We start from the raw sequence: 21,398 nt of genomic DNA on the forward strand, positions 1-21,398 counted from the left end.
ACTCATGAAATCCGTAATAGTATTGATGATAACAGGCTTTAGCTTTGGTTGTGTCCAATCCGGCAAAGAAGTTATAAATGAAGCAGCTGTAAAGAGTGGGGATACAATTATAGACCCAATAGTGCCGTCTCATTTTGAGATAGACTATAACCGGGTTGTCAAAGTTAGCCCTAATATCTTTCCTCAAGGTTCTAATGGTGTTGGGGCAATTAGAATATTTATTGATACAGCGTCAAAAGTAGAACGGTTTGAAATTATTTCTGCCAGAATTAATGACGGAGGCAATACTATTTATAACTATGTATCAGATAAGGATAGCGCTAAAACACAGGAGATAATTAATGCGTTGAAGATATTGGTAAATAGTGTTAAAGTAAGGAAGCTTGGTAATCCAATATTACATGGCCTGGAGCCGTATGACTTGGCTGTCAAATTTGAATAACGATTTTTATCTCATAACAGTAAAGCCGCTGGCGTGATGCCAGCGGCTTTACTGTTTATCTTGAATATGCTTTTTTAGTTTTGTTATAGGTGATCGCCATATCAATGAAGTAATAAATTTTTTCTTTTTCCTCATCAGGCAGGGCTTCAATATCTTCAATGCGTTTAAGTAATTTTTTATCCAGTACCATGCTGGTAGAGCCACCAATGAGGTAATCCACCGTAACGCCCAGTTCATCGGCTATTTTTTTAGCCATCTCGATAGAAGGCTTTATCTCCCCACGCTCATAGCGGCCAATAATGGGCGCTGATGTTCCCACTCTTTTAGCCAGTTCGTCCTGGGATATTTTAAGCTGCTTACGCTGCAGGGCAATGCGTTCGCCAAAAGTCATAAAAAAGTGCTTTAAATGCCCTGTAAATTCAGGGGTTAACAGTTGAACGCAAATAACGAAAGTAGCAAGATCGGCCCCTCCTTAGTATTGAAGGTGATGGCCGGAGATACGATCAGCATCGCCGCGAACGCGTTCTATAAATCTATCACACCCCAAGAACAGGCGGCAGCCAATATCGAGACGGATATCGTGCCTGCCTTGCTGAACGCGCTGGGCGGCGCGGCATCCCAAAATGCCTTGAAGGGATCTGGTATCGCGTCTAGCCCGATTACTTCCGATTTCTACAACAATGCCTACCAGCGTTTGCGGGAGCGCGATAACGGTGATGACCATTCAAACCGCCCCAAAGCCTACCTGAATTTCGTGATGTTCGATGAAAAGTTTAACTTGGTGGAGGGTAACAGCGGTGTGAAGCAGGTGGCCGCGAGCCCCGACGAGCTGCAAACGCTAGCGGAGGGACAGATGGTGATGGAGAAGAGCGGCTTCCTGTATGTTTACACGAGCAACGAGAGCGGGCAGGATGTTTACTTCGATAACGTGACGGTAGCAATGCAGAGCGGGCCGGTGCTGGAGGAGACGCATTATTATCCATTCGGATTGACGATGGCGGGGATATCGAGTAAAGCAGTTTACAACCCTGAAAACCGCGTTCAGTTTAATGGGAAGGAGTTGCAGCACAAGGAATTTGCGGGTAATGGAGGCAGTGGATTGGAGTGGTATGATTATGGGGCTAGGATGTATGATGCGCAGATTGGGAGGTGGCATGTGATTGACCCCCTTGCAGAACAGATGCGCAGGCACTCGCCGTATAACTATGCGTTTGATAATCCGGTAAGGTTTATTGATCCTGATGGTATGGGGCCAACTGATATAGTGTATTTTAACCTGAATGGGCAAGAGGCGTATAGAGTGAAAAGTAATACCGAGTTCAAAACATATATCCAGTCTTCTGCTCAAGCGGCAGACCCTTCAAAAAGTTCGGCTGGTTGGAAAGAGGTTCCTATGCCTAATGTTATTCAAAATAGAACCACAGGAGGCGCGGCAACAACTGATGCTAAATATCAAGAGAATGATTATGTTATTGCAGCACGTACCGGTTATTTTAATCAAGGTAAGAATGGAGGGGTTTTGGGCCTAGTTACAGAAGGGGGAAATCCGATACCAACGGAATCTGTTACGGATATTCCGGACTTGAACCCCACTTTAGTTAAGGCAGTAGCAATGCAAGAATCCTCTTTAGGGACAACAGGAGTTACGGATATAATGCAAGCTAATGTTCCTGGAGATTGGGGCGGGGGAAAGATGAAAAGTAGTTATTCTTTAGAGAAAGGAAGTTCCCCTAGTGTGACTAATTCTTTATATTCTGGGATTAGGATTTTGGCAACGAAGGGCTTTAAGGGAGGTGTTTCCTATGATAAAAGTACAGGGAAATCATCATTTACTTTTAAAGGCTGGGAGCATGCTGTTGAACAATATAATGGTGGAGGAACTGCTGGTTATAAGGATAATGTATTGAGGATGGTAGAGGAATCTAAAAAACCAGAGTCATCAAATTATTGATTTATGAGTTTAAAGAAACTTTATTTTATTTTGTTTTTTGTTTTTCTTTCAAGAGAATTATATTCTCAAGAAGATACTACGTATGTAAACAGGGTCTTGCAGAAGAATATAATAGGCAAGGAGTTTTTATTTAAGCAAGATCAAGGGAGTACCAGGTTGAAATATCTTGGGAATGTCAAAACGAAGTCCGGGAGTGTTTACAAAGTGATTAATTCCACTTACGTATTTGGTTTATATCAAGACTCGCAAAGAGCATCTTGCCGGATATTATTGTTTGATAAAAGCAATAAGTATATAGGGAGATATGAGGTTGGGGGAATTTGGTATCTGCCTAATAGCATAGAGAAGAACCAATTGATTTTTAAACTATCCGGAGAGTGTAATCAAACTACAAAAATTAGTTTTGAAGAGGGGATACCTGATCAATTATATGTTTTATGTACAAAGCAGTCTGGAGATATTTTTTCTTTTGAAAGGGAGTAGCAGCAATACAGTGTATTTTTAACAGCCCGTGCAACCCACACGGGCTGTTTTTATGAATTAAAAGCCTTTTTAGCTTTAGCGTTTTGGATAACGTTATCGATTAGGAAATACACCTTCTCTTTAGTATCATCGTCCAGCTTCTCAATATCCTGGATGCGCTGTAGCGTTTTTTTATCAAAGTGTGCGTTAATCCCTTCCCCTACGAGATAGTCGAGCGAAACCCCCAGTGCGTCCGCGATGCGCTTTGCAAAATCAATAGAGGGTGTGGCATCGCCGCGCTCGTACTTGCCTATAATCTCTCTGGATACATTACTCTCAACAGCCAGGTCTGTTTGTGACCAGCCTTTTTGCTTGCGCAGTTCAGTTATGATCTTAGATATTTTGTTCAGGATAGTACCGTAAATGCAGTAAAAGGCAGATTTAAGCCAAAAACGACACGCTCCAGTTCACGAGCCACGAGGAGGGCCGCATCCGTGCGGTATTCACGGCAGGTAACCCCGTGGACTACGTGTACGATTACTTCGTGAAGGATCACCTGGGGAACGTGCGGGTGGTACTGACGGAGCAGACGGATTTCAGCATGTACACTGCCACGATGGAAACGGGGAATGCCCCTGTGGAAACAGCGCTGTTTAGCAACATCGATGCGAGCCGTTCGGCGTACCCGGCAGCTAGCCTTGCGAACAAACAGGAGGCGAAGCTGAATGCGAATAAGGAAGGCAGCAAGATCGGTCCCTCGCTGGTATTGAAGGTGATGGCCGGAGATACGATCAGCATCGCCGCGAACGCTTTCTATAAATCGGTCACACCCCAAGAACAGGCGGCAGCTAATATCGAGACGGATATCGTGCCGGCCTTGCTGAACGCGCTGGGCGGCGCGGCGCCCCAAAATGCCTTGAAGGGATCGGGGATCAGGTCTAGCCCAATCACAGCGGATTTTTACAACAACGCCTACCAGCGTTTGCGGGAGCGCGATAATGGTGATAATAATACAGATCGGCCAAAAGCCTACCTGGATTTCGTGATGTTCGATGAAAAGTTTAACTTGGTGGAGGGCAACAGCGGCGTGAAGCAGGTGGCCGCGAGCCCTGACGAGCTGCAAACTTTAGCGGAAGGCCAGCTGGTGATGGAGAAGAGCGGCTTCCTGTACGTTTACACGAGCAACGAGAGCGTGCAGGATGTTTACTTCGATAACGTGACGGTGGCGATGCAGAGCGGTCCGGTGTTGGAGGAGACGCATTATTATCCATTTGGGTTGACAATGCAGGGGATCAGCGAGAAGGCATTATACAATCGGGAGAATAAGTACCAATACAACGGCAAGGAGTTACAGAATAAGGAGTTCAGCAACGGCAGCGGCTTGGAGTGGTATGACTATGGAGCCCGGATGTATGATGTGCAGATCGGAAGATGGCATGTGATTGATCCACTGGTGGATTCAATGCGTAGATGGTCTCCGTATAACTATGCTTTTGATAATCCGATCAGGTTTATTGATCCTGACGGGATGCGGGTGGCAGATCCTGGGGATAAATTCAAAACACCGTTAGAAGCTGCCAGAGATTTTGCAAAATTGTATAATGATAACTCAATAATGGAGGGGCGTGAGTATGGGAGTACTATTTATGCGCAAAAGATGAGAAGGGAAATACTTTTTACAGTTATTCTGTTCCAAACGCAGCAGGGGAAACTGCGGTAGCAGTTAGTAAAGAACCGGGAGGAACAACCCCAGAAGCAACAGTGCATACGCATGGTAATGCATCTGAAGGTAACGCTTATTTGGATAATAACTTTTCTCAAAGAGATATCAGCATAAGTCAGAAAAAAGGTATCGATGGGTATGTAGCTACCCCCAATGGTTCTTTGAAGCACTATGATGTAAAAAGCGGCGAAACCAAAGTAGTTGGTACTAATATACCAAGCGATCCCAAGGACGCAACCAGAACAAATGGGATTAGTCCGTTACCCTTCAGTAATAATGAACCGAAGAACGATATGGCTCTAGTGGGAAGGAGAGATATATTTGATATTTTAAAGGTGAGGAAATGGTAAGAATAGCAATAGTATTAAGTCTGATAATATGTTGGGGTTGCAAACAGCAATCTAAACGGAAATTATCAGTTACGGATCAGTTCAGCGCGATGGTGCCCGATAGTGCAGGTCATATTTATTTTGCACAGGATACCAGCCATTTTGATTTTACAGAATGGAGTTCTGATGTGCTATATAGATTACAAGAGCCTGATTTTTCTGGATACAAGGGCAATGGAGATTTTATTAGGTTTGTATGGTTAAGATCATTTGAAAATCCGGTAGTAGTCCGGATAAACCGATTTTCAGATACGGTATATGCCAATATCAAGGAGTTAGGCCGCAGGGAGGAAAAATTGTCCATCATCCGAGATACGCTGATAATGTTGGAGCCGGAAAATTGGCGGCAGTTTTCCAACCCACTGGAACAATATAGGTTCTGGGATAGTTCTCCCGAACCTGTATCTGAAGCAATGGATGGTGCGACTTGGTATCTGGAAAGTAAATCAGGTGAAAAATACAAGGTTATTGAAGGTTGGGATAGTGGAGGTCTATCATCTGAATCGCTGCGCAATTATCTTGATCCGTTAATCAAATTTGCTGAACGCTATGTTAGATTGCGTACCGCAAAAGGCCGTTAAATTTAAAAATGGCTAAAGCAAATAGCCCGCGCGGATCGCGCGGGCTATTTGCTTTATGATTGTCGGGATTTACAAAACCCCTTGAATCTTCATTTTGGTGATAAAGGCGTCCAGTAGGGCGTAGACATGACTGCGCTCGGCTTCTGGCATTTTGGATACTTCCTGTATGCGTTTGAATTTCGTGAAGTTCGATGAAAAGTATAACTTGGTGGAAAATCACCATTAAGAAACAGCCCGCAGCAGAAGGCCAGCTGGTGATGGAAAAGAGCGGCTTCCTGTACGTTTACACGAGCAACGAGAGCGTGCAGGATGTTTACTTCGATAACGTGACGGTGGCGATGCAGAGCGGGCCGGTGTTGGAGGAGACGCATTATTATCCGTTTGGGTTGACGATGAGTGGGATTAGTTCCAATGCGCTGAAGGGGAGTAGCTATGCGGAGAATAGAATGAAATACAATGGCAAAGAACTTCAATCAAAGGAGTTCGGAGATGGATCAGGGCTTGAGTTATATGACTATGGGGCGAGGATGTATGATGCACAGATAGGAAGGTGGCATGTTGTTGACCCGTTGGCACACAAGTTCCCGTGGCAATCACCATACGTTGCGTTTGATAATAATCCTATAAATAAAATAGATCCTGACGGAAGGGCAGCCTATAGCCCTATATACGGAACTGATGGCAAGTTTTTAGGAACCGATGATCAAGGGTTGCAGGGTAAAGCAATTGTGATGAAGCAAGAGGACTTTAAACAAGGGATGAGGCATGAAGATGCATTGAAGAAGGATTTAGCGCCTAATGGAGGAGCGGAATACTATAAAGCGGTACCAGATTGGAATAACTATTATGATTTCTATAATCATTACAATAGCTTACCTAACCGACCGGATTACGATGGGTTTGTTACAATCCGGGAAGGGATTAACTGGGCGAAATCTCATCCTGGAGCACTAGAAAATCCTTCACCGGATAATATGCTTTATTTGGATGCTTCCAAGCTTGATTTTGGAAATATCACTATTGGAGATTTTAATAATGGAGTAGGACAATCTTCTCCAATAAATTTAAATACTAAGGGAAATTTCGCAGAAGCTCAATTTAACTATAAACTAGCATCTACTGTGTATGCCTTGGGGCGTGTTAATGTTACATTGTTGAATACTAATGGCAGCGTAAAAATTGTGAATAATGAGGCAACGGATTATGACTGGAATAAGGGGGGGAGTATTTGGAGAAGGGGACTTATCAATTATGAAAGATGGTCAGAAGGTTTAAATGATACTCACGGTTTTAAGACGTTCTATTATGGTAGAGGACAATTACGGAAATAGAGCTTGTAAACCTCTAAACAAATTTTATGCGTAAACATTTAGGCCATATATTTCTTCAAGTGCTTGTATTGTTTGTAGTTTCCTGTAATGAAATATGGGGCGACCATTCGTTAGGTAACAATCTTTCTTTATTGGAAGGAGATAAAACGGAAGATAGGATTATTGTATATTGTTCAGGCAGAAGCTGGGGAACATGTTTTACAGGCATAGCTGTTATTCCTGTTTACAATAGGCAGTATGATAGTAGCGGGCATTATGCAGAGTTTGTAGAAACTGCCAAGTCCAATAGGAAATGGGTAATAGTGAAAACATATCAAATACAGGAGGAGAAAGAAAATTATTGGATTATCAGCAAGAACTTTAATCTTGCGAATATAGATTGCTCAAAAGCAAATTGTGATAGTATTCTTCAAAGCCATGTAAAGGGGCCAATGACACAAATCGAGTTCAGGAATAAAGTACGCTTGCTGAATATTGGCTTAGACTTTAAATAAATACCAATTGTAAAACAATAAATCAAAGAGGCTGTATCATAAATAAATGATGCAGCCTCTTAATTTTTCAAATTAGCCCCCATTTATCCACGTTCCAGGTGGAGAAGTATTTTGATTTTCTTGTATCCGCACCCAGAATGATTGCCTATTTTTAACGTATGGCAAGAGGGTAGGATGGATAATCGGTGCGGCTTACTACATTGCAGATCCAATTGTTAAGTCTGCTACAGGAAAAAGTATTGGTGATCATGTTGGTGACGCTGCAAAAGGAACTATTAGCTACTTCTCCTCAGCATGGAGTGCCGTAGTTTCTGGATTTTCTAATTTGGTATACCAACTTAAGCAAGGTTGGCGTCCTTAAAAAAATGTTAGATGTTGTTTTTTGATTTTTTATATTATTTGTCTTATAAGCTATATTCTAGTTACAACGAAAAAGGTGCTGAATCGACCTCTGTTTCTGTAGTAGGGGGACTGCAAACATTAAATGTGACGACTGTTATTATGTTGATTACGTGGTGGAGTGATAGAAAAGCACATTTTAATATATTACTTGGAGTAGCGCTGTTTGTAGTTTTTGAAGTTTATAATTATAGAAGATTTCTTTATCAGAAGAAACATTCAGTTGACGTTATAGAGAATAAATGGATAAATAAAACGGAGGCTTCAAGAAATCAGGTAAAGGCGATAGTTGTTTTGTATATTGTTATAAGTATTGTTAGCTTCTTTGGATTGGCCATATATATAGGCTCAAAAAATAATGTTTAGTTTTTAAACAATATCTTTAGTTTGAATAAAGGGGGGGGCACGATTTGGACAGCCCCGGAGATACGCTCAGCATCGCCGCGAACGCTTTCTATAAATCGGTCACACCCCAAGAACAGGCGGCAGCTAATATCGAGACGGATATCGTGCCGGCCTTGCTGAACGCGCTTGGCGGCGCGGCGCCCCAAAATGCCTTGAAGGGATCGGGGATCAGGTCTAGCCCAATCACAGCGGATTTTTACAACAACGCCTACCAGCGTTTGCGGGAGCGCGATAATGGTGATAATAATACAGATCGGCCAAAAGCCTACCTGAATTTCGTGATGTTCGGTAAAAAGTATAACTTGGAGGAAAATCACCATTAAGAAATAACCCGCAGCGGAAGGGCAGCTGGTGATGGAGAAGAGCGGCTTCCTGTACGTTTACACGAGCAACGAGAGCGTGCAGGATATTTACTTCGATAACGTGACGGTGGCGATGCAGAGCGGGCCGGTACTGGAGGAGACGCATTATTATCCATTTGGGTTGACGATGGCGGGAATATCATCAAAGGCTTTGAACAACTCACCGACTAATAGATACAAATACAGTAGCAAAGAAGAACAACGGCAAGAGTTCAGTGATGGAAGTGGTTTAGAAATGTATGACTTAGGTAAACGAATGTTGGATGTTCAAATTGGAAGATGGAATGCAGTAGATATATTAAGTGGTATCAGTAGAAGATGGTCGCCTTATAACTATGCAATGAATAAACCTATTAGGTTGATTGACCCTGATGGGATGGCTGTTGAGGAAATAAATGGAGGTTATAGATTTACTGGTGAAGATGCTGTTTTTGCTTTTGGTATTTTAAAAGCAACTTACAAAAACAAAGAGGAAAAGGACGACGACAAAAAAATTAAGGGTTCTGTTGGAATAATAACTTTTGGTAAAGAAAAGGTTTGGGGAGAGGCAATGAAGGCGTTAGTTCCTGAAGCGATTATGGAAAATGTTCCTGCTGGACCTGGACAAGGAGGATATGATGATTTTTATAATGCTGTAAAAAGCATATCCGACCAAAGCCCTGAACGGTATAGGCTTTTTAGCGGTATTTTCACATGGCTATTATGATAAGAACACCAGTAGAGATACATATGGGGAGGGGATGATTTTTGCGAATGCAGACTTACATCCCGATGCAAGCAATGTATATACTTCTGACTTAGCTAAACTGGGAACAGCGGTTCAAAACGGGCAGGTAAATTTTGCTACTTATGCACTTATCTATTTAGGTGCGTGTAATGCTTCTACAGAATATAAATCCAAAAACTTTCCGGGGGGGGCGTTCATTTGCAATGGAGTTGGCAAGGGTTACGGGTGCTTATGTATATGGAGCGGCAGATTCTCGCATGAATCCTGCTTCCACAGGGGCATCTAATACTACGTTTGGTGCTACTGACCGAGGAGGGCAGTTAATGATAAATTATTGGTATCCGGGCAGCCCTACCGGAGCGTCTGTGCCAGCAACTTCCCGAAGTGTTAATGTAGCAGCATGGGCAAGATGGTATTTGAATTTAGGGTTTTAAAAATGAGTAAAAATGAAAATCGCATTAATTATATCATTATTCAATTTTGTAATTGGCTGTAGCAGCCCAGATAAATCAATTAATACAGAAGATAGCGGTAAAACCAAAGTTATATCTGTCATGTCAGGCAAGGACACATTAAACGTTCTTGATTCTTTAAAAAAAGAATTATCAGATACAACAATTACTATAACTGTTTCTTATGCTGCAATAGAGTGCGGATGTCCACAATGGTTTGAAACAAAGTTTAAGGATGTAAAATTTTTAGAAGGCGTTGAACGGTTTTATTTAGAGCCGGTAAACAAGGATTTAATAAATGCCAATTCTTTATGGGATGGAGAGCATCTTCCTCTTACTTTAAAAATTACCGGAAGATTTTCTAAAGGAAAGGAAATACCAATAACGTATCATACTAAAGGTGAGCCTGAAAAAGCCAGAATTTTTTGGTACGATAAGATAACGGTTGTATCGCCATCATCCAAGTAAAACTATTGCACATAAAGCCCTGCAAGTCGGGGCTTTTTTTATTGTCCAAGTTTTTGCTTCATCTCTTGCTGGAAAAGAAAAGCATCAATCAATTTAGAAACAACAATTTTATTTTCTTCGGAAAGTTCACTGATACGATTAAACTGGTTAATCAGTGTTTTATCGGTAATGTTTTCTGCTGCTAAGTCGGCTGTAGTACCGTTCATTAAAAAATCAGTAGACACATCAAGGGCGTTGGCCATTTTTTTTAAAACCTCTGCGGCCGGGCTTGCCTCTCCCTTCTCATATCTTCCAATCTGTGAATGATGCACAGGAACTGCTACCTTTGAGTGGACATATAGTTAAGCTCTTTCCTTAACTTTGAATACAATTAAGGAGTTATTGTGCGGGAGGAAGAATGACAGTTAACGGAAATGATAATCCAATAAGCACTTGTTCAAATTGTCATGGATATGTATTCGCAGGTGCACAACTTGTTATCGAAGATAACACGGATGGTAGTAGTATCATTCAAACCATCCTCACTGCTGCCGCAGAGAATCTATCAATCGTTGTTGCAAAGCGGTTTTAAATTTATTACTTTGGTGTGAGAACATTCTACACTTTGGATATTTTAGCATTAATGCTTTCACTATGCCGATAGACGATGATAGAAAATATAATAAAAATCGTATCTAGCAGTTTAGTCGGAATACTGAAGTATTCTTCTGGCACAATATGGGGTGCTCATAACTTGGGTAATAAACTTACACTGTTGGAGGGGGATAAAAAGGAAGACAGGCTTATCGTTTATTGTACTGGATATAGTGCAGGTGTTTGCATAGCCGGCACACCGGTTGTTCCTTCTTGAATTATCATGAATACCTAGCTTCATCTGTGATTAAGCCATTATTAACCCGTGATGTTTTAACTTCGCTAAACAAAATTAGTGATATGAAGATGCTCAAGCATTTTCATTTACCGGTTTTACGGAATGATTTTGAGCAATTTTTTAAACGTAATGAATGGATAATATCCTGAAATCTAATGAAAAAGTTCAAATTAAAAGATAATAGAAGGGATTATCTTATAGGTCTTCCCTTAGCATTGCTGATTTGCATTTTTATATTCTGGTTGTCCGGTTTTAAAGAAAAGATGCGGAATGATGCTTTACAAAAAGGAATTAAGGTCTCGGGAATAATATATAGCGTAGATTGTAATAGAGGGCTGGCATATAGTACTATTTATTTTCGGTATAATGGTAAACGTCGCAGTACTAATTTGTCTAATAAACTGTGTAAAGATTACCGGGTTAATGATACGATTCAAGTTTATTATAACCAAGAATTACAATCGTTTTACTTAGAAAATGATGGATTAGGATATGATATTGTAATAGGTCGAACTTTTTCATCGGTGGCATTTATTTTTCTATTGGGATGTTTTATCTATCAATTGTTCATAAAGAAGAAGTGAGATTGCCAGGTTGTTATAATTAGTCCTGGTATCTTTGCTCAATGTATTAATAGTATTGGGGCAATCGAGATATTTATTGATACACCATCAAGAGTAGAACGGTTTGTAATAATTTATGCCAGGGGGCATGCAAATATTAGGAAAGTGTACAACTGTTTTTATATTTGTTGATGCAGGTAGTGCTACTTATCAGTTTTATTTGACAAAATTTGTCAATGCCTACAAACGATCAGTTTAGGTATTGTAAATACTATGAGATACCGGTTCCTAATGCCGCAGGTACTTTGGAAAGATAAAAAAATGAATCAAGAAGCATTTCAAGATTTGGTTGCTTTTATACATGAACAGTCAAGAAGTTATGAAGTTCCAATTACTTTGGATACTTCTATTGAGAATGATCTTGGCGTGACTGGTGATGATGGAGAAGCGCTAATTTTAGCATTTAGTAAACGCTATAATGTAAATATTGATAATTTTTACATTACCAAGTATTTTTATCCCGAGCCATTTATGTCAAAAATTCCTGGAAGAATAGCGGTATTAAATGTAGGCCATCTTTTAAAAGCCATCAATGTGGGTAGGCTAGATGATGAGGTAATTAAATAAAACGAGAAGAAAGAATTAGACGATAGAAAAACCGGGCTTCATTGGGGCATTTGCCATCCAGATTATCCGTGGGAGTTACTAGGATATCTTCCACGTCACAGGTCTTTAGATCAGTCTATTTCGCCTTATGAAATTAATTCTTGTCGACCAGCACTTCCTAAACTGGATTTTGATAAAATAGATAAAAATGAAATTAAAGTTAATCGGGGGAATAGGGATCATATGCTATGTCTTGTTTGTATTTCTAACTGTAGCGCACTTTAGATTTGAACTTACATTCCTTTTCTTGGAGAAGTTCTCAACAATTCAATATCAGGACAACCTAACAACAGATCGTTGGATCATGATGCAGGTTTGGGTGCTAATATACGCGATTATTGCCTGTTGGATGACATGGAGTGTTGGTATACGATATAGGTTGCTTTGGCTGGTTGGGTGTATTCTTGATGTGCTGATTTATTTTATAAGCCTGTTTTTAATTATTTTATATAACAACTATCATTATAAGGCAGGAATAACTCCTTTGTTAAGTACTACAGAAAATATTTTCCTGATATATAGTCTACAGTATTTAAAAAAGGTTATGTTTAGACTTTTTAAATGAGGGTGGATATGTTATTCTTTATTACTGGGAGAATAATTTAAATGAAATTTCTAGCCAAGATCAAGATTATATTTTGTCAACCCATGTTGAGGGATATTTTAATAAATGGAAAGACAGAAATAGTTTATAAAAAGTCGTGGAAGTATTATTCAATGATCGTTTCCCTGGTATTAGTACTTTTAACAATGCTTATCTGCTCCATATTTGTCTCTAAACAAACAACTTACCACATATACCATATTTATTTTATGGAATAATTATAATATTTGATATATAGTGCTTATATTGATTAGCATTATTTAACCCGGTAAAACCAATCATTATGTACTTCAAATCAACCATGAAGGCAGCGCTGTTCTGCGCCTGCCTTATTAGCCCTTTTTTAGCATGTCAAGAAAGTAACGCCCCCGTATCCCCAAGCCCGCGGGAAGAAAACGTGGAAATGGCTTTCCCCGGTAAAACAGGTGCCTTGGAATACCGCAATTTCCGTGGTAAAGATGTAACCCTCGAAAATTACAACGGTACCTACGTTTTACAGGGCGATATCATGGTACACCCCAAGGAATTACAGCTCCCCGGCTCGGATGCCAGGGCTGGCCGGATCGATCATTACTGGCCATCTGCCTTGGTGTATTACTCCATCGATGCATCTATATCTTCAACCAAACTCGGGCGGATTGAAGATGCCATGGATTATTGGGAAAGTACCACGGCCGTGCATTTCCAGGAAAGAACAACGCAAACGAACTACGTTAAATTCATTGATGGATCCGGTTGTTCTTCTTACATCGGCATGATCGGTGGTTCGCAAAACATCACTGTAGGCAATGGTTGTTCCGTCGGGAATATCGTCCATGAAATCGGTCATGCAGTGGGTCTTTACCATGAACATACCCGGCAAGACCGCGATAGTTACGTGCTGATCAACACGGCCAATATCGAATCCGGAAAAGAGCACAACTTTAACAAGTACAGTGCCTCGCAAGGTTTCGAAATCGGTTCGCTCGACTTTGGCTCCGTGATGATGTACAGTTCCTATGCATTCTCGGCCAATGGCTCCCCGACGATCACCAAGCTCGATGGTAGCACTTTTTCATCCCAAAGAAGTGCTTTTTCAAGTGGCGATCTGGATATCATTAACATGATGTACCCGCCTTCCGGCAATGATTACCCGACGGTGTCCATTACTTCCCCGGCAACGGGTAGCAGTTATGCCGAACCGGCCTCTGTTACCATCCAGGCAACCGCCGCAGATGCCGACGGCAGCGTAACGAAAGTGGAGTTCTACAACGGTACCACGAAACTAGGGGAAGATGCCAGCGCCCCTTATTCTTATACCTGGGCTAGCGTGGCCGCAGGTTCTTACACGATCGTAGCTAAGGCGACGGATAACGCAGGGGCTGTTACAACTTCTTCTTCTGTCACGATTTCCGTTACCTCCGCCAGTGGCGGCACACTTTGCAGCACGGTACCGGATTGGAGCAGCTCCCAAGTGTATGCAACGCCCGGCATCAAGGTAAATTACCAAGGGAAGATTTTTGAAAACAAATGGTGGATTCAAGGTACCGCCCCCGATCAAAATGATACCTGGGGCCCCTGGAAGTATCTACAGGATTGTATAGACTAGTTTTATGTAAAGCAAAGATGTTAATTACCGCCCGGCATGATCAACTTTGCCGGGCGGTTTTGCATAAACGGTGTATATGCTGCTCCCGGGCGATCAAATTAGCGGCCGTAATGGCCAATTTGTACCTTTTTTTGTTTCTTTTTTGGGCTGAATTGTAAAGAAAATCTTTCAATCCCCCAACCTCAACATATAAACACTGTCAATAACACGCTCCCGCTGCCCTGGCAATAAAAACTTCATCTTCAGCTTCGTGATCCTGTAATTTGGAAATATCGCCAAGGTATCTGCTTCGATTCCAAGACGCCCCAGTTCCGCTATACCCCTTTTATTTGTAAACAAGTAGGGCGTTTTAGTAGAAATGGAATCTGCCCATATCACGTTGGCATCAGCATAAAATTCAAAACTGAAAGATTGCAATGAATACATCTGCACAACGGCGCCGGGTAATTGCGCATTCTTCCACCTGGCAGCTTCAGATCCACCTTGATAAAGCAATAGCGGCGGATAAAAAAATACATTCAAAAATATTGCGATCGATATGCTCCCCACCATGCTCAGCGCCACAACTTGCCGCTTGATCCTGTTATTTAACAACGACAAATAAATACCTGCGATAAACACCGGCAAAAATCCATACCAATAATTCCCCCGGAATATAATGCAAACTGCCAATGGCAATATTAACATTAATACGGCTATAACTTTTTGAATGATCTGCACTGCTTTCTTTTCATACCAATGCTCACGTATAAACCAATCGGCTAACACGATCCCGAAAAAGGGAAATAATATCAATAAATAATGCGGCAACTGGAACCGCGATAATGAAAATATCAACATCGTCGCCAATATCGCCCCGGTACTGAAATGTTCCTTCCCCTTTTTAATATGTTTTACAACTTGATAAATAGCCGCGTATAATAACAAGCTCCAAGGCAAAAAAGCCCATAACAACGTGTGGAAGAAAAAGAAGAAATCCCCTTTGCCCTTTATCGGCCCCGTATTAAAAAAGCGGCCAAATTGACTCTCCCATAAAAAGAATTGCACACCCGATACGGCATGTTTGCCGAATACCAGTTTCCCGGGCTGTAGATCAAATTGTTGATAAACAGCATAAATTTCCGGCAACGTAAGGATGCAAGTCAATAATAAATATAAATACCACCGCGCTTGCCAAAATTGTTGCCACTCCTTTTTGATAATCCAGTCCAGCCATAAGCCCGCGCCCAGCGGTATCAACACGAAGGGCCCTTTTGTCATCAGGGCGCATGCTGTAAAAAAGGCAGCCGGCAAAATTTGCATCGCCTCCCGCTTGGCCCGCATTAAATGATAACCGGCTGCCATAAGGAATAGGGTAAGATAGGGTTCTGCCTTTACATCATTCATACTGATGATGCCATGTAAGGCGGATAGGTAAATAAGTACGGACAGGCGACCAATGTCCCGCCCGTAAAATCGTACGGCAAATAGATAGGTATAGTAAGCGCCCAGTATCCAACAAATGAATGCAGGGAATTTGTATGCAAAAGTGTTGATGCCAAATAGTTTGTAACCCGCGGCAACGATCCAAAAGGGTAGGTGCGGTTTGTCTAACCAATCCGTTCCCCGCGCGTATAAATTCATCCAATCACCGCGCAAATCCATTTGCTTTGATATGCCCGCGTATAACGCTGCATCCGGCTCCATCAAGGTATTGAACAGGCCCGGGAGCATCGCGGTTACCAGCAGGCCCACTGCCCAGCGGAATATATTTACAGGTATCGTTTTATGCCCTGGAAGAAGCTGTTGTTTCAATACGTCGAGATTTTTTTATCTTAATTCCATTCTTATCAAACCAGGTGAAAAGCAAGGTTACCAGGTAGCCGATGCTCATCCCGTAAGCTGCGCCCGCCAATACATCGCTGGGATAGTGTTTGCCAACGTACACCTGTGCATAGCAAATCATGCCCGCCCAGATCCAAACCCACAGCCAATGTTGCCACTTCATCCCCAGGTATTGCATACTGCCGAACCAAAATGCAGCCAATGCAAAGTGGTTCGTAGCATGCGACGACGGGAAACCGTTCTGCCCGCCGCAACCTACCAGGTTCCTTAGGTAAACCTGCAAATCGGGGTTATAGCATGGTCTCAACCTTTGAAACATGGGCTTGAGGATGCTCGCGCTGCTAAAATCGGCCAACGCGAAGCAAAGCAAGGTGCCTGCAAGGAAAAGGAGCGCCTTGTCACGCCGTTTCACCGTGATGTAAACCAATATAAAAACATACAGCGGAATCCAGGTCAAAGGGTTCCGCAATAGTAACATGAACGGGTCTAAATACTCGTTGGCAGCAGTCTTTTCGATGAAGATAAATAGCTGTTCATCCAACTGTTGTAGGCTCTCCAGAAAATTCATACCCTAAAAATGCGATACCCGTATTACCTAAATGATAGGGAATTGTTACGAAATCATTATTGTATGATTCATAACAATAAAGCTGGTTGATATTTGGGCGCGCCCCTACGGGTCGGGCTATCCGCTACAAGTCCTCGCCGCTCCCTACGGTCGCGCCTGCGGGCTTTCCACTGCTATCCCTCGCGCGGTTTCACGCCCGGCACATGCTTTCGGAAAATGTTCGTTATATAAAGTTGATTACATGCTAGTCCGGCCTAAAATTGCTTTAAACGCATTAGAATTCCTTACCCGGTAAAAGATATAATCGAAGGAAGATACATTCAAAATCCTGGGTATCCCCACCAAGAAAACCGATGAACCTCGCACCGTTGATAGCGAACGTTAGCTAGGCGATACAGTAGTACAAAAGCTGGATCTGGCGATCAAATTGGCGGCCGTGATGGCCAATTTGTGCCCTTTTTTGGTAATTTTTTGGCAAGCAAAAAAGTACAAGAAACGAGCAGGAATACATTGCATCGAACTTATGAGGAGACGATAATTTATTCATTGAAAATATAGTCAGACAATAATGTTTGTTTATATGTATAATATGCTTATTTCAACATTAGTATAATTTAGAATGAACATCATTTATTCTGATGAACGAAATAATACAGGCGGTTGATAATGAATAAAAATGAATAAAGTAGCTGGCTTAGAAATAAAATAGCTAAACTATTTTTGATATGTCAGTAGTGTGCCAACCGGCAACCTACAAGTTCATTTATTGTAACATCCTTCAAATTTTTTATCAATGTCCATGAAAATCGAATTAGCAAATTACGGTTGCGAAGAATTAAGCTTCGATGAGCAACAACAGGTTGATGGTGGTGCGTTATTTTCTAATCTACGCACAACTTTGATCGACCTGATCAATAACGGTCAAATCCTGGTGGCTTCCGTGCCTGTAGTTGGTATGACTTTATTTGGTCTAACGGCGCCTACCTTGGCATCAATTAAAAACTTACTGTAAATAATCTTACAGATCACGAATTTATTGTTAAAAAGCCGGGATATGTATCATATGCCCGGCTTTCATATTTATTTTACATTGTAGTCCGACTAAAAATGCTTTAAAGGTACTTGAATTCTTTACCTGTTCAAGGATATAAGCGAAGGATGATACATTCACCCCCCACCAAGAGAACCGTGGAACTTCGCACCGTCGATAGCGAAGGGTAGCTGGGCCATACAGTAGTAGCAAGGCCAGATCGAGCGATCAAATTGGAGGCCGTAATGGCCAATTTGTGCCCGTTTTTGGTGCTTTTTGGGCAAGCAAAAAAGTGCAAGAAACGAGCAGATGAACATTGAATCGAACTATTGAGGGATCAAATTGCTCCCCGGTTAAAATTTAGTCGGACAATAATGTTTATTTTACATTAGTTATTTATGTCATTTAACCCGGCATCCGGCTAAGCTGGATCTCCATTTCCTTGAACTCTTGCCCATTTACCACGCGGTACATCTCGAATGAATAGTGATCGTCGTCCGTAATTTTCATGATTTCCTTGAGCTGGTATTCCTGCCCATTGCCCGGATCGGTCATGCTGCCTTTAAATTCAACGCCGTTTTGATCCGGCAACCATTTCCCGTCCATGTACATCATGCCGGTACCCATGTTGTCGATCCAAGAGGAAACGAACATTTTCCGGCCATTGTCGTAACCGATCCAGGATTTCCCCTCGAAAGGCATGTCCATGAACTGCCCGGTATATTTGCATTCCTGGTAGCGACCGCCCAGGATCATCTTGTTCGTGCAAGAACCTTCCGAAACGGTCGGGTCTGCCCCCGGCGCCTGCCAAGCGGTAATCTTAGCCGACCATTCCCCGTCCAGGTTGGCCAATTTTTTATGGAATTCACCCGGGGTCATATATTCCATCCAGGCTTTTTGCATGGCATCAGGGTCATCCTGGGCATGCAGGCTGAAAGCGGCAAAAATGCAGCCGATGAAGAGAAGGAGTGACTTTTTCATAAAGTAGATTTATTAGTAAATTAAGCCATCCGGGCTACCTGGAGAGGTCAAACTTATTATTGGGTAGGAAATATGATAAGAATAGCGTAGATTTGTCACCTGTGCATAAAAAAATGGCTCATTCTAGCAAAAAAAATGCCGATTTCCAAAAGATTTTTGGTTAATCAGTATTATTTCCTACCTTTGCATCCCCCTTAAAGGGTCATTTTTAGAATTGAACTTTAAGTTTGGGAGTTTCCGTTATAGACGGAAGCGTCTTACCAAATTAAATTAATCATCATGGCAAAAGAAATCGCAACGTACGTGAAATTGCAGGTGAAAGGCGGCCAAGCCAACCCTGCTCCTCCGATTGGTCCCGCTTTGGGTTCCAAAGGTGTGAACATCATGGAGTTCTGCAAGCAATTCAATGCCCGTACCCAAGATAAAATGGGTAAGGTATTGCCTGTAGTACTGACCGTGTACACCGACAAGTCCTTTGACTTCATCATTAAGACTCCTCCAGCTCCGGTACAATTAATGGATGCTGCTAAGTTGCAGAAAGGTTCTAAAGAGCCTAACCGTAATAAAGTGGGTAAAGTTACCTGGGAACAAGTTGAAGCTATCGCAAAAGATAAAATGGCTGACTTGAACTGCTTCACTGTAGACAGCGCTATGAAAATGGTAGCTGGTACTGCTCGTAGCATGGGTATCACCGTTGACGGTCAAGCCCCTTGGGATAAATAATTGTTACACCTTGTTTTACAGGTAAACTTTAAAATCATTTCACAAAATGGCAACTAAAAGAAGGAAAGTGGCTGAAGCAAAGGTTGACAAGAACAAATTGTACTCCCTTAAAGAGGCTTCTGCACTCGTAAAAGATACTAACTGTACGAACTTCGACAGCTCTGTTGATTTACACGTACGTCTAGGGGTAGACCCTAAAAAAGCTGACCAGGCTATCCGTGGTTCCGTAACGCTTCCCCACGGTACTGGTAAAACTAAACGCGTATTGGTACTTTGCACGCCCGATAAAGAGGCGGAAGCAACAGCTGCCGGTGCGGATTTTGTAGGTTTAGACGAATACATTCAAAAGATTGAAGGCGGTTGGACAGAAGTGGACGTTATCGTTGCTACTCCGGCTGTAATGCCTAAAATCGGTAAACTGGGTAAAATCCTCGGTCCCCGTAACTTGATGCCAAACCCTAAAACGGGTACGGTTACCAACAACGTGGGCGACGCTGTGAACGATGTGAAAGGTGGTAAAATCACTTTTAAAGTGGATAAAGCTGGTATCATCCATGCTTCTATCGGCCGCGTTTCTTTCGCTCCCGAAAAAATCGAGCAAAACTCCCAAGAGCTGATCTCCGCGATCATCAAGTTGAAACCATCTACCGCTAAAGGTATTTACCTGAAAGGTTTAGCCATGGCTTCAACTATGGGCCCCGGTATTGTAATCGACACTAAATCTGTTCAAAACTAATTTTTTGAGTCATGAAGAAAGAACAAAAAGGAGAAGTAATTGAACTGCTGAAAAGTAAGTTCACCCAATATAACAACTTCTACGTTACAAATACCGAGTCTTTGACGGTTGCTCAAATCAACCACCTGAGAAGGGTTTGTTTCGATAAGAACGTTGAAATGAAGGTGGCTAAAAACACCCTCATCCGCAAAGCGTTGGAATCTTTAGACAGCGAAAAATACGCTGGCGTGTACGAAGCATTAAACGGTGTAACCGCGTTGATGTTCTCAGACAGCCCTAAGGAACCTGCGGTAATCATCTCCGATTTCCGTAAAGCAAATGCTAAATTGGAAAAACCCGTATTGAAAGCTGCTTTCGTTGCTGACGAAATCTTCTTGGGTGATAACCAATTGTCTAACCTTACAAAAATCAAAACGAAAAACGAGCTTATCGGCGAAGTTATCGGTTTGTTGCAATCTCCTGCAAAACGCGTTATCGCTGCATTGCTTGAGAAAGGTAAAAATGAAGGTGGTGCAGAAGTTGCTGCTGAAGCTCCAGCTGCTGAATAAGCCCTTCATCCCGGCTGCTACCCCGGTAGCTGCCCACGAATATGGCTTCCAAGTCGTAATATAAATTCAAATTTCATTTAAAAAACACACAAAAAACATTATACAATGGCAGACGTAAAAGCTTTAGCTGAACAATTAGTTGGCTTGACTGTTAAGGAAGTACAAGAATTAGCAGACGTATTGAAAAATGAATACGGTATTGAGCCAGCTGCTGCTGCAGTAGTAGTTTCTGGCGGTGGCGATGGCGCTGCTGCTGCTGAAGAAAAAACTTCTTTTGATGTAATCTTGAAAGCTGCAGGTGCTAGCAAATTGAACGTAGTTAAGATCGTTAAAGACTTAACCGGTCTTGGTTTGAAAGAAGCTAAAGAATTGGTAGATGGCGCTCCGAAACCAGTGAAAGAAGGCGTTACCAAAGCTGAAGCTGAAGATCTGAAAGCTAAGTTGTCAGAAGCTGGTGCTGAAGTAGAGATTCAGTAATTCTTTGCTTATTAATACATCTTTTTTAAGGTC

The 21,398-nt window shown here is 41.9% G+C and carries 25 protein-coding genes and 1 pseudogene; 20 read left to right on the forward strand and 6 right to left on the reverse strand.

Annotation, left to right across the window (positions count from 1 at the left end; all coding sequences use genetic code 11):
* Positions 1-4: 4 nt before the first annotated feature.
* Positions 5-442 (forward strand): hypothetical protein, encoded by a 438-nt coding sequence (locus COR50_RS10240; RefSeq protein ID WP_098193893.1) that lies wholly within the window; start codon positions 5-7, stop codon positions 440-442.
* A gap of 55 nt (positions 443-497) precedes the next feature.
* Here COR50_RS10240 and COR50_RS10245 read toward each other — a convergent pair whose 3' ends face one another.
* Positions 498-833: a helix-turn-helix domain-containing protein gene (locus COR50_RS10245; RefSeq protein WP_098193894.1), complete on the reverse strand. Its 336-nt coding sequence runs from the start codon at positions 831-833 to the stop codon at positions 498-500.
* Positions 834-875: 42 nt separating this feature from the next.
* On the opposite strand from COR50_RS10245, the gene COR50_RS10250 reads away from it, so the two are divergent.
* Both COR50_RS10250 and COR50_RS10255 read left to right on the forward strand, forming a co-directional pair.
* The gene (locus tag COR50_RS10250) at positions 876-2,393 is read left to right on the forward strand and encodes an RHS repeat domain-containing protein (RefSeq protein WP_232516346.1); all 1,518 of its coding nucleotides are present in this window, start codon (positions 876-878) and stop codon (positions 2,391-2,393) included.
* A gap of 3 nt (positions 2,394-2,396) precedes the next feature.
* Positions 2,397-2,876, forward strand: coding sequence for a hypothetical protein (locus COR50_RS10255; protein ID WP_098193895.1), 480 nt, complete (start codon positions 2,397-2,399; stop codon positions 2,874-2,876).
* 50 nt (positions 2,877-2,926) lie between these two features.
* Here COR50_RS10255 and COR50_RS10260 read toward each other — a convergent pair whose 3' ends face one another.
* Complete coding sequence (locus COR50_RS10260; RefSeq protein WP_317044441.1) at positions 2,927-3,280, reverse strand: helix-turn-helix domain-containing protein; 354 nt, start codon at positions 3,278-3,280, stop codon at positions 2,927-2,929.
* An 803-nt stretch (positions 3,281-4,083) separates the two neighbouring features.
* Between COR50_RS10260 and COR50_RS22590 the strand changes: the two genes are divergently transcribed.
* The 9 genes and pseudogenes from COR50_RS22590 (at position 4,084) to COR50_RS10310 (ending at position 10,186) form a co-directional block, all read left to right on the forward strand.
* Positions 4,084-4,575, forward strand: coding sequence for an RHS repeat domain-containing protein (locus tag COR50_RS22590; protein WP_262496301.1), 492 nt, complete (start codon positions 4,084-4,086; stop codon positions 4,573-4,575).
* Positions 4,566-4,928: pseudogene (locus COR50_RS10270) on the forward strand (DUF4329 domain-containing protein); the annotation flags it as partial. The gene COR50_RS22590 and the pseudogene COR50_RS10270, both read left to right, overlap by 10 nt.
* Positions 4,922-5,548 carry a hypothetical protein gene (locus COR50_RS10275; RefSeq protein WP_098193898.1) on the forward strand — a complete coding sequence of 209 codons (627 nt, stop codon included), beginning with the start codon at positions 4,922-4,924 and terminating at the stop codon, positions 5,546-5,548. The pseudogene COR50_RS10270 and the gene COR50_RS10275, both read left to right, overlap by 7 nt.
* Positions 5,549-5,739: 191 nt before the next feature.
* Complete coding sequence (locus COR50_RS10280; protein ID WP_098193899.1) at positions 5,740-6,879, forward strand: RHS repeat-associated core domain-containing protein; 1,140 nt, start codon at positions 5,740-5,742, stop codon at positions 6,877-6,879.
* A gap of 26 nt (positions 6,880-6,905) precedes the next feature.
* Complete coding sequence (locus tag COR50_RS10285) at positions 6,906-7,373, forward strand: hypothetical protein (protein WP_098193900.1); 468 nt, start codon at positions 6,906-6,908, stop codon at positions 7,371-7,373.
* A 372-nt stretch (positions 7,374-7,745) separates the two neighbouring features.
* Positions 7,746-8,138, forward strand: coding sequence for a hypothetical protein (locus COR50_RS10290; RefSeq protein ID WP_098193901.1), 393 nt, complete (start codon positions 7,746-7,748; stop codon positions 8,136-8,138).
* 44 nt (positions 8,139-8,182) lie between these two features.
* Positions 8,183-8,500, forward strand: coding sequence for a hypothetical protein (locus COR50_RS10295; RefSeq protein ID WP_098193902.1), 318 nt, complete (start codon positions 8,183-8,185; stop codon positions 8,498-8,500).
* Positions 8,501-8,612: 112 nt separating this feature from the next.
* A complete protein-coding gene (locus COR50_RS10300) occupies positions 8,613-9,245 on the forward strand; it encodes an RHS repeat domain-containing protein (protein WP_262496302.1) in 633 nt (210 codons plus the stop codon).
* 467 nt (positions 9,246-9,712) lie between these two features.
* Positions 9,713-10,186 carry a hypothetical protein gene (locus tag COR50_RS10310; RefSeq protein ID WP_098193905.1) on the forward strand — a complete coding sequence of 158 codons (474 nt, stop codon included), beginning with the start codon at positions 9,713-9,715 and terminating at the stop codon, positions 10,184-10,186.
* Positions 10,187-10,224: 38 nt separating this feature from the next.
* Here COR50_RS10310 and COR50_RS10315 read toward each other — a convergent pair whose 3' ends face one another.
* Positions 10,225-10,497 carry a helix-turn-helix domain-containing protein gene (locus COR50_RS10315; RefSeq protein ID WP_098193906.1) on the reverse strand — a complete coding sequence of 91 codons (273 nt, stop codon included), beginning with the start codon at positions 10,495-10,497 and terminating at the stop codon, positions 10,225-10,227.
* Positions 10,498-11,212: 715 nt separating this feature from the next.
* Here COR50_RS10315 and COR50_RS10320 point away from each other — a divergent pair.
* From COR50_RS10320 to COR50_RS10335, 3 genes are all read left to right on the forward strand, one after another.
* Complete coding sequence (locus COR50_RS10320) at positions 11,213-11,641, forward strand: hypothetical protein (protein WP_098193907.1); 429 nt, start codon at positions 11,213-11,215, stop codon at positions 11,639-11,641.
* A gap of 300 nt (positions 11,642-11,941) precedes the next feature.
* Complete coding sequence (locus COR50_RS10325) at positions 11,942-12,247, forward strand: DUF1493 family protein (protein WP_157760737.1); 306 nt, start codon at positions 11,942-11,944, stop codon at positions 12,245-12,247.
* A gap of 926 nt (positions 12,248-13,173) precedes the next feature.
* Positions 13,174-14,478, forward strand: a complete 1,305-nt coding sequence (locus tag COR50_RS10335) for a M12 family metallopeptidase (RefSeq protein ID WP_098193910.1) — start codon at positions 13,174-13,176, stop codon at positions 14,476-14,478.
* Positions 14,479-14,646: 168 nt separating this feature from the next.
* Here the strand turns inward: COR50_RS10335 and COR50_RS10340 are convergent, their stop codons facing one another.
* Both COR50_RS10340 and COR50_RS10345 read right to left on the reverse strand, forming a co-directional pair.
* On the reverse strand, positions 14,647-16,272 hold the full coding sequence (locus tag COR50_RS10340) for an ArnT family glycosyltransferase (protein ID WP_098193911.1): 1,626 nt from the start codon (positions 16,270-16,272) through the stop codon (positions 14,647-14,649).
* Positions 16,244-16,870: a phosphatase PAP2 family protein gene (locus tag COR50_RS10345; RefSeq protein ID WP_098193912.1), complete on the reverse strand. Its 627-nt coding sequence runs from the start codon at positions 16,868-16,870 to the stop codon at positions 16,244-16,246. The genes COR50_RS10340 and COR50_RS10345 overlap by 29 nt, the downstream gene beginning before the upstream one ends.
* A gap of 799 nt (positions 16,871-17,669) precedes the next feature.
* Between COR50_RS10345 and COR50_RS10350 the strand changes: the two genes are divergently transcribed.
* The gene (locus tag COR50_RS10350) at positions 17,670-17,882 is read left to right on the forward strand and encodes a hypothetical protein (protein ID WP_157760739.1); all 213 of its coding nucleotides are present in this window, start codon (positions 17,670-17,672) and stop codon (positions 17,880-17,882) included.
* Between the two features lie 423 nt (positions 17,883-18,305).
* Here COR50_RS10350 and COR50_RS10355 read toward each other — a convergent pair whose 3' ends face one another.
* Positions 18,306-18,881: a DUF1579 domain-containing protein gene (locus COR50_RS10355; protein ID WP_098193914.1), complete on the reverse strand. Its 576-nt coding sequence runs from the start codon at positions 18,879-18,881 to the stop codon at positions 18,306-18,308.
* A 279-nt stretch (positions 18,882-19,160) separates the two neighbouring features.
* Between COR50_RS10355 and rplK the strand changes: the two genes are divergently transcribed.
* The 4 genes from rplK to rplL all read left to right on the forward strand — a co-directional run bounded on the left by rplK (position 19,161) and on the right by rplL (position 21,365).
* Complete coding sequence (gene rplK, locus COR50_RS10360; RefSeq protein WP_098193915.1) at positions 19,161-19,604, forward strand: 50S ribosomal protein L11; 444 nt, start codon at positions 19,161-19,163, stop codon at positions 19,602-19,604.
* Positions 19,605-19,650: 46 nt separating this feature from the next.
* The gene (rplA, locus tag COR50_RS10365) at positions 19,651-20,340 is read left to right on the forward strand and encodes a 50S ribosomal protein L1 (protein ID WP_098193916.1); all 690 of its coding nucleotides are present in this window, start codon (positions 19,651-19,653) and stop codon (positions 20,338-20,340) included.
* Positions 20,341-20,351: 11 nt separating this feature from the next.
* Complete coding sequence (gene rplJ / locus COR50_RS10370; protein ID WP_098193917.1) at positions 20,352-20,888, forward strand: 50S ribosomal protein L10; 537 nt, start codon at positions 20,352-20,354, stop codon at positions 20,886-20,888.
* Between the two features lie 105 nt (positions 20,889-20,993).
* Complete coding sequence (rplL, locus tag COR50_RS10375) at positions 20,994-21,365, forward strand: 50S ribosomal protein L7/L12 (protein ID WP_098193918.1); 372 nt, start codon at positions 20,994-20,996, stop codon at positions 21,363-21,365.
* The last annotated feature ends 33 nt before the right edge of the window (positions 21,366-21,398 follow it).

The sequence above is a fragment of the Chitinophaga caeni genome (assembly GCF_002557795.1).
Classification (GTDB): domain Bacteria; phylum Bacteroidota; class Bacteroidia; order Chitinophagales; family Chitinophagaceae; genus Chitinophaga; species Chitinophaga caeni.

What these genes read in the sequence shown, in the direction of transcription:
- COR50_RS10290 (WP_098193901.1), top strand. Translation starts at nt 7,746, where the DNA reads ATGTTGTTTTTTGATTTTTTATATTATTTGTCTTATAAGCTATATTCT.
- COR50_RS22590 (WP_262496301.1), top strand. Translation starts at nt 4,084, where the DNA reads ATGCAGAGCGGTCCGGTGTTGGAGGAGACGCATTATTATCCATTTGGG.
- COR50_RS10335 (WP_098193910.1), top strand. Translation starts at nt 13,174, where the DNA reads ATGTACTTCAAATCAACCATGAAGGCAGCGCTGTTCTGCGCCTGCCTT.
- COR50_RS10300 (WP_262496302.1), top strand. Translation starts at nt 8,613, where the DNA reads ATGCAGAGCGGGCCGGTACTGGAGGAGACGCATTATTATCCATTTGGG.
- COR50_RS10310 (WP_098193905.1), top strand. Translation starts at nt 9,713, where the DNA reads ATGAAAATCGCATTAATTATATCATTATTCAATTTTGTAATTGGCTGT.
- rplL (WP_098193918.1), top strand. Translation starts at nt 20,994, where the DNA reads ATGGCAGACGTAAAAGCTTTAGCTGAACAATTAGTTGGCTTGACTGTT.
- COR50_RS10255 (WP_098193895.1), top strand. Translation starts at nt 2,397, where the DNA reads ATGAGTTTAAAGAAACTTTATTTTATTTTGTTTTTTGTTTTTCTTTCA.
- rplA (WP_098193916.1), top strand. Translation starts at nt 19,651, where the DNA reads ATGGCAACTAAAAGAAGGAAAGTGGCTGAAGCAAAGGTTGACAAGAAC.
- COR50_RS10285 (WP_098193900.1), top strand. Translation starts at nt 6,906, where the DNA reads ATGCGTAAACATTTAGGCCATATATTTCTTCAAGTGCTTGTATTGTTT.
- COR50_RS10345 (WP_098193912.1), bottom strand. Translation starts at nt 16,870, where the DNA reads ATGAATTTTCTGGAGAGCCTACAACAGTTGGATGAACAGCTATTTATC.
- COR50_RS10350 (WP_157760739.1), top strand. Translation starts at nt 17,670, where the DNA reads ATGAAAATCGAATTAGCAAATTACGGTTGCGAAGAATTAAGCTTCGAT.
- rplJ (WP_098193917.1), top strand. Translation starts at nt 20,352, where the DNA reads ATGAAGAAAGAACAAAAAGGAGAAGTAATTGAACTGCTGAAAAGTAAG.
- COR50_RS10280 (WP_098193899.1), top strand. Translation starts at nt 5,740, where the DNA reads ATGAAAAGTATAACTTGGTGGAAAATCACCATTAAGAAACAGCCCGCA.
- COR50_RS10275 (WP_098193898.1), top strand. Translation starts at nt 4,922, where the DNA reads ATGGTAAGAATAGCAATAGTATTAAGTCTGATAATATGTTGGGGTTGC.
- rplK (WP_098193915.1), top strand. Translation starts at nt 19,161, where the DNA reads ATGGCAAAAGAAATCGCAACGTACGTGAAATTGCAGGTGAAAGGCGGC.
- COR50_RS10240 (WP_098193893.1), top strand. Translation starts at nt 5, where the DNA reads ATGAAATCCGTAATAGTATTGATGATAACAGGCTTTAGCTTTGGTTGT.
- COR50_RS10355 (WP_098193914.1), bottom strand. Translation starts at nt 18,881, where the DNA reads ATGAAAAAGTCACTCCTTCTCTTCATCGGCTGCATTTTTGCCGCTTTC.
- COR50_RS10320 (WP_098193907.1), top strand. Translation starts at nt 11,213, where the DNA reads ATGAAAAAGTTCAAATTAAAAGATAATAGAAGGGATTATCTTATAGGT.
- COR50_RS10245 (WP_098193894.1), bottom strand. Translation starts at nt 833, where the DNA reads ATGACTTTTGGCGAACGCATTGCCCTGCAGCGTAAGCAGCTTAAAATA.
- COR50_RS10325 (WP_157760737.1), top strand. Translation starts at nt 11,942, where the DNA reads ATGAATCAAGAAGCATTTCAAGATTTGGTTGCTTTTATACATGAACAG.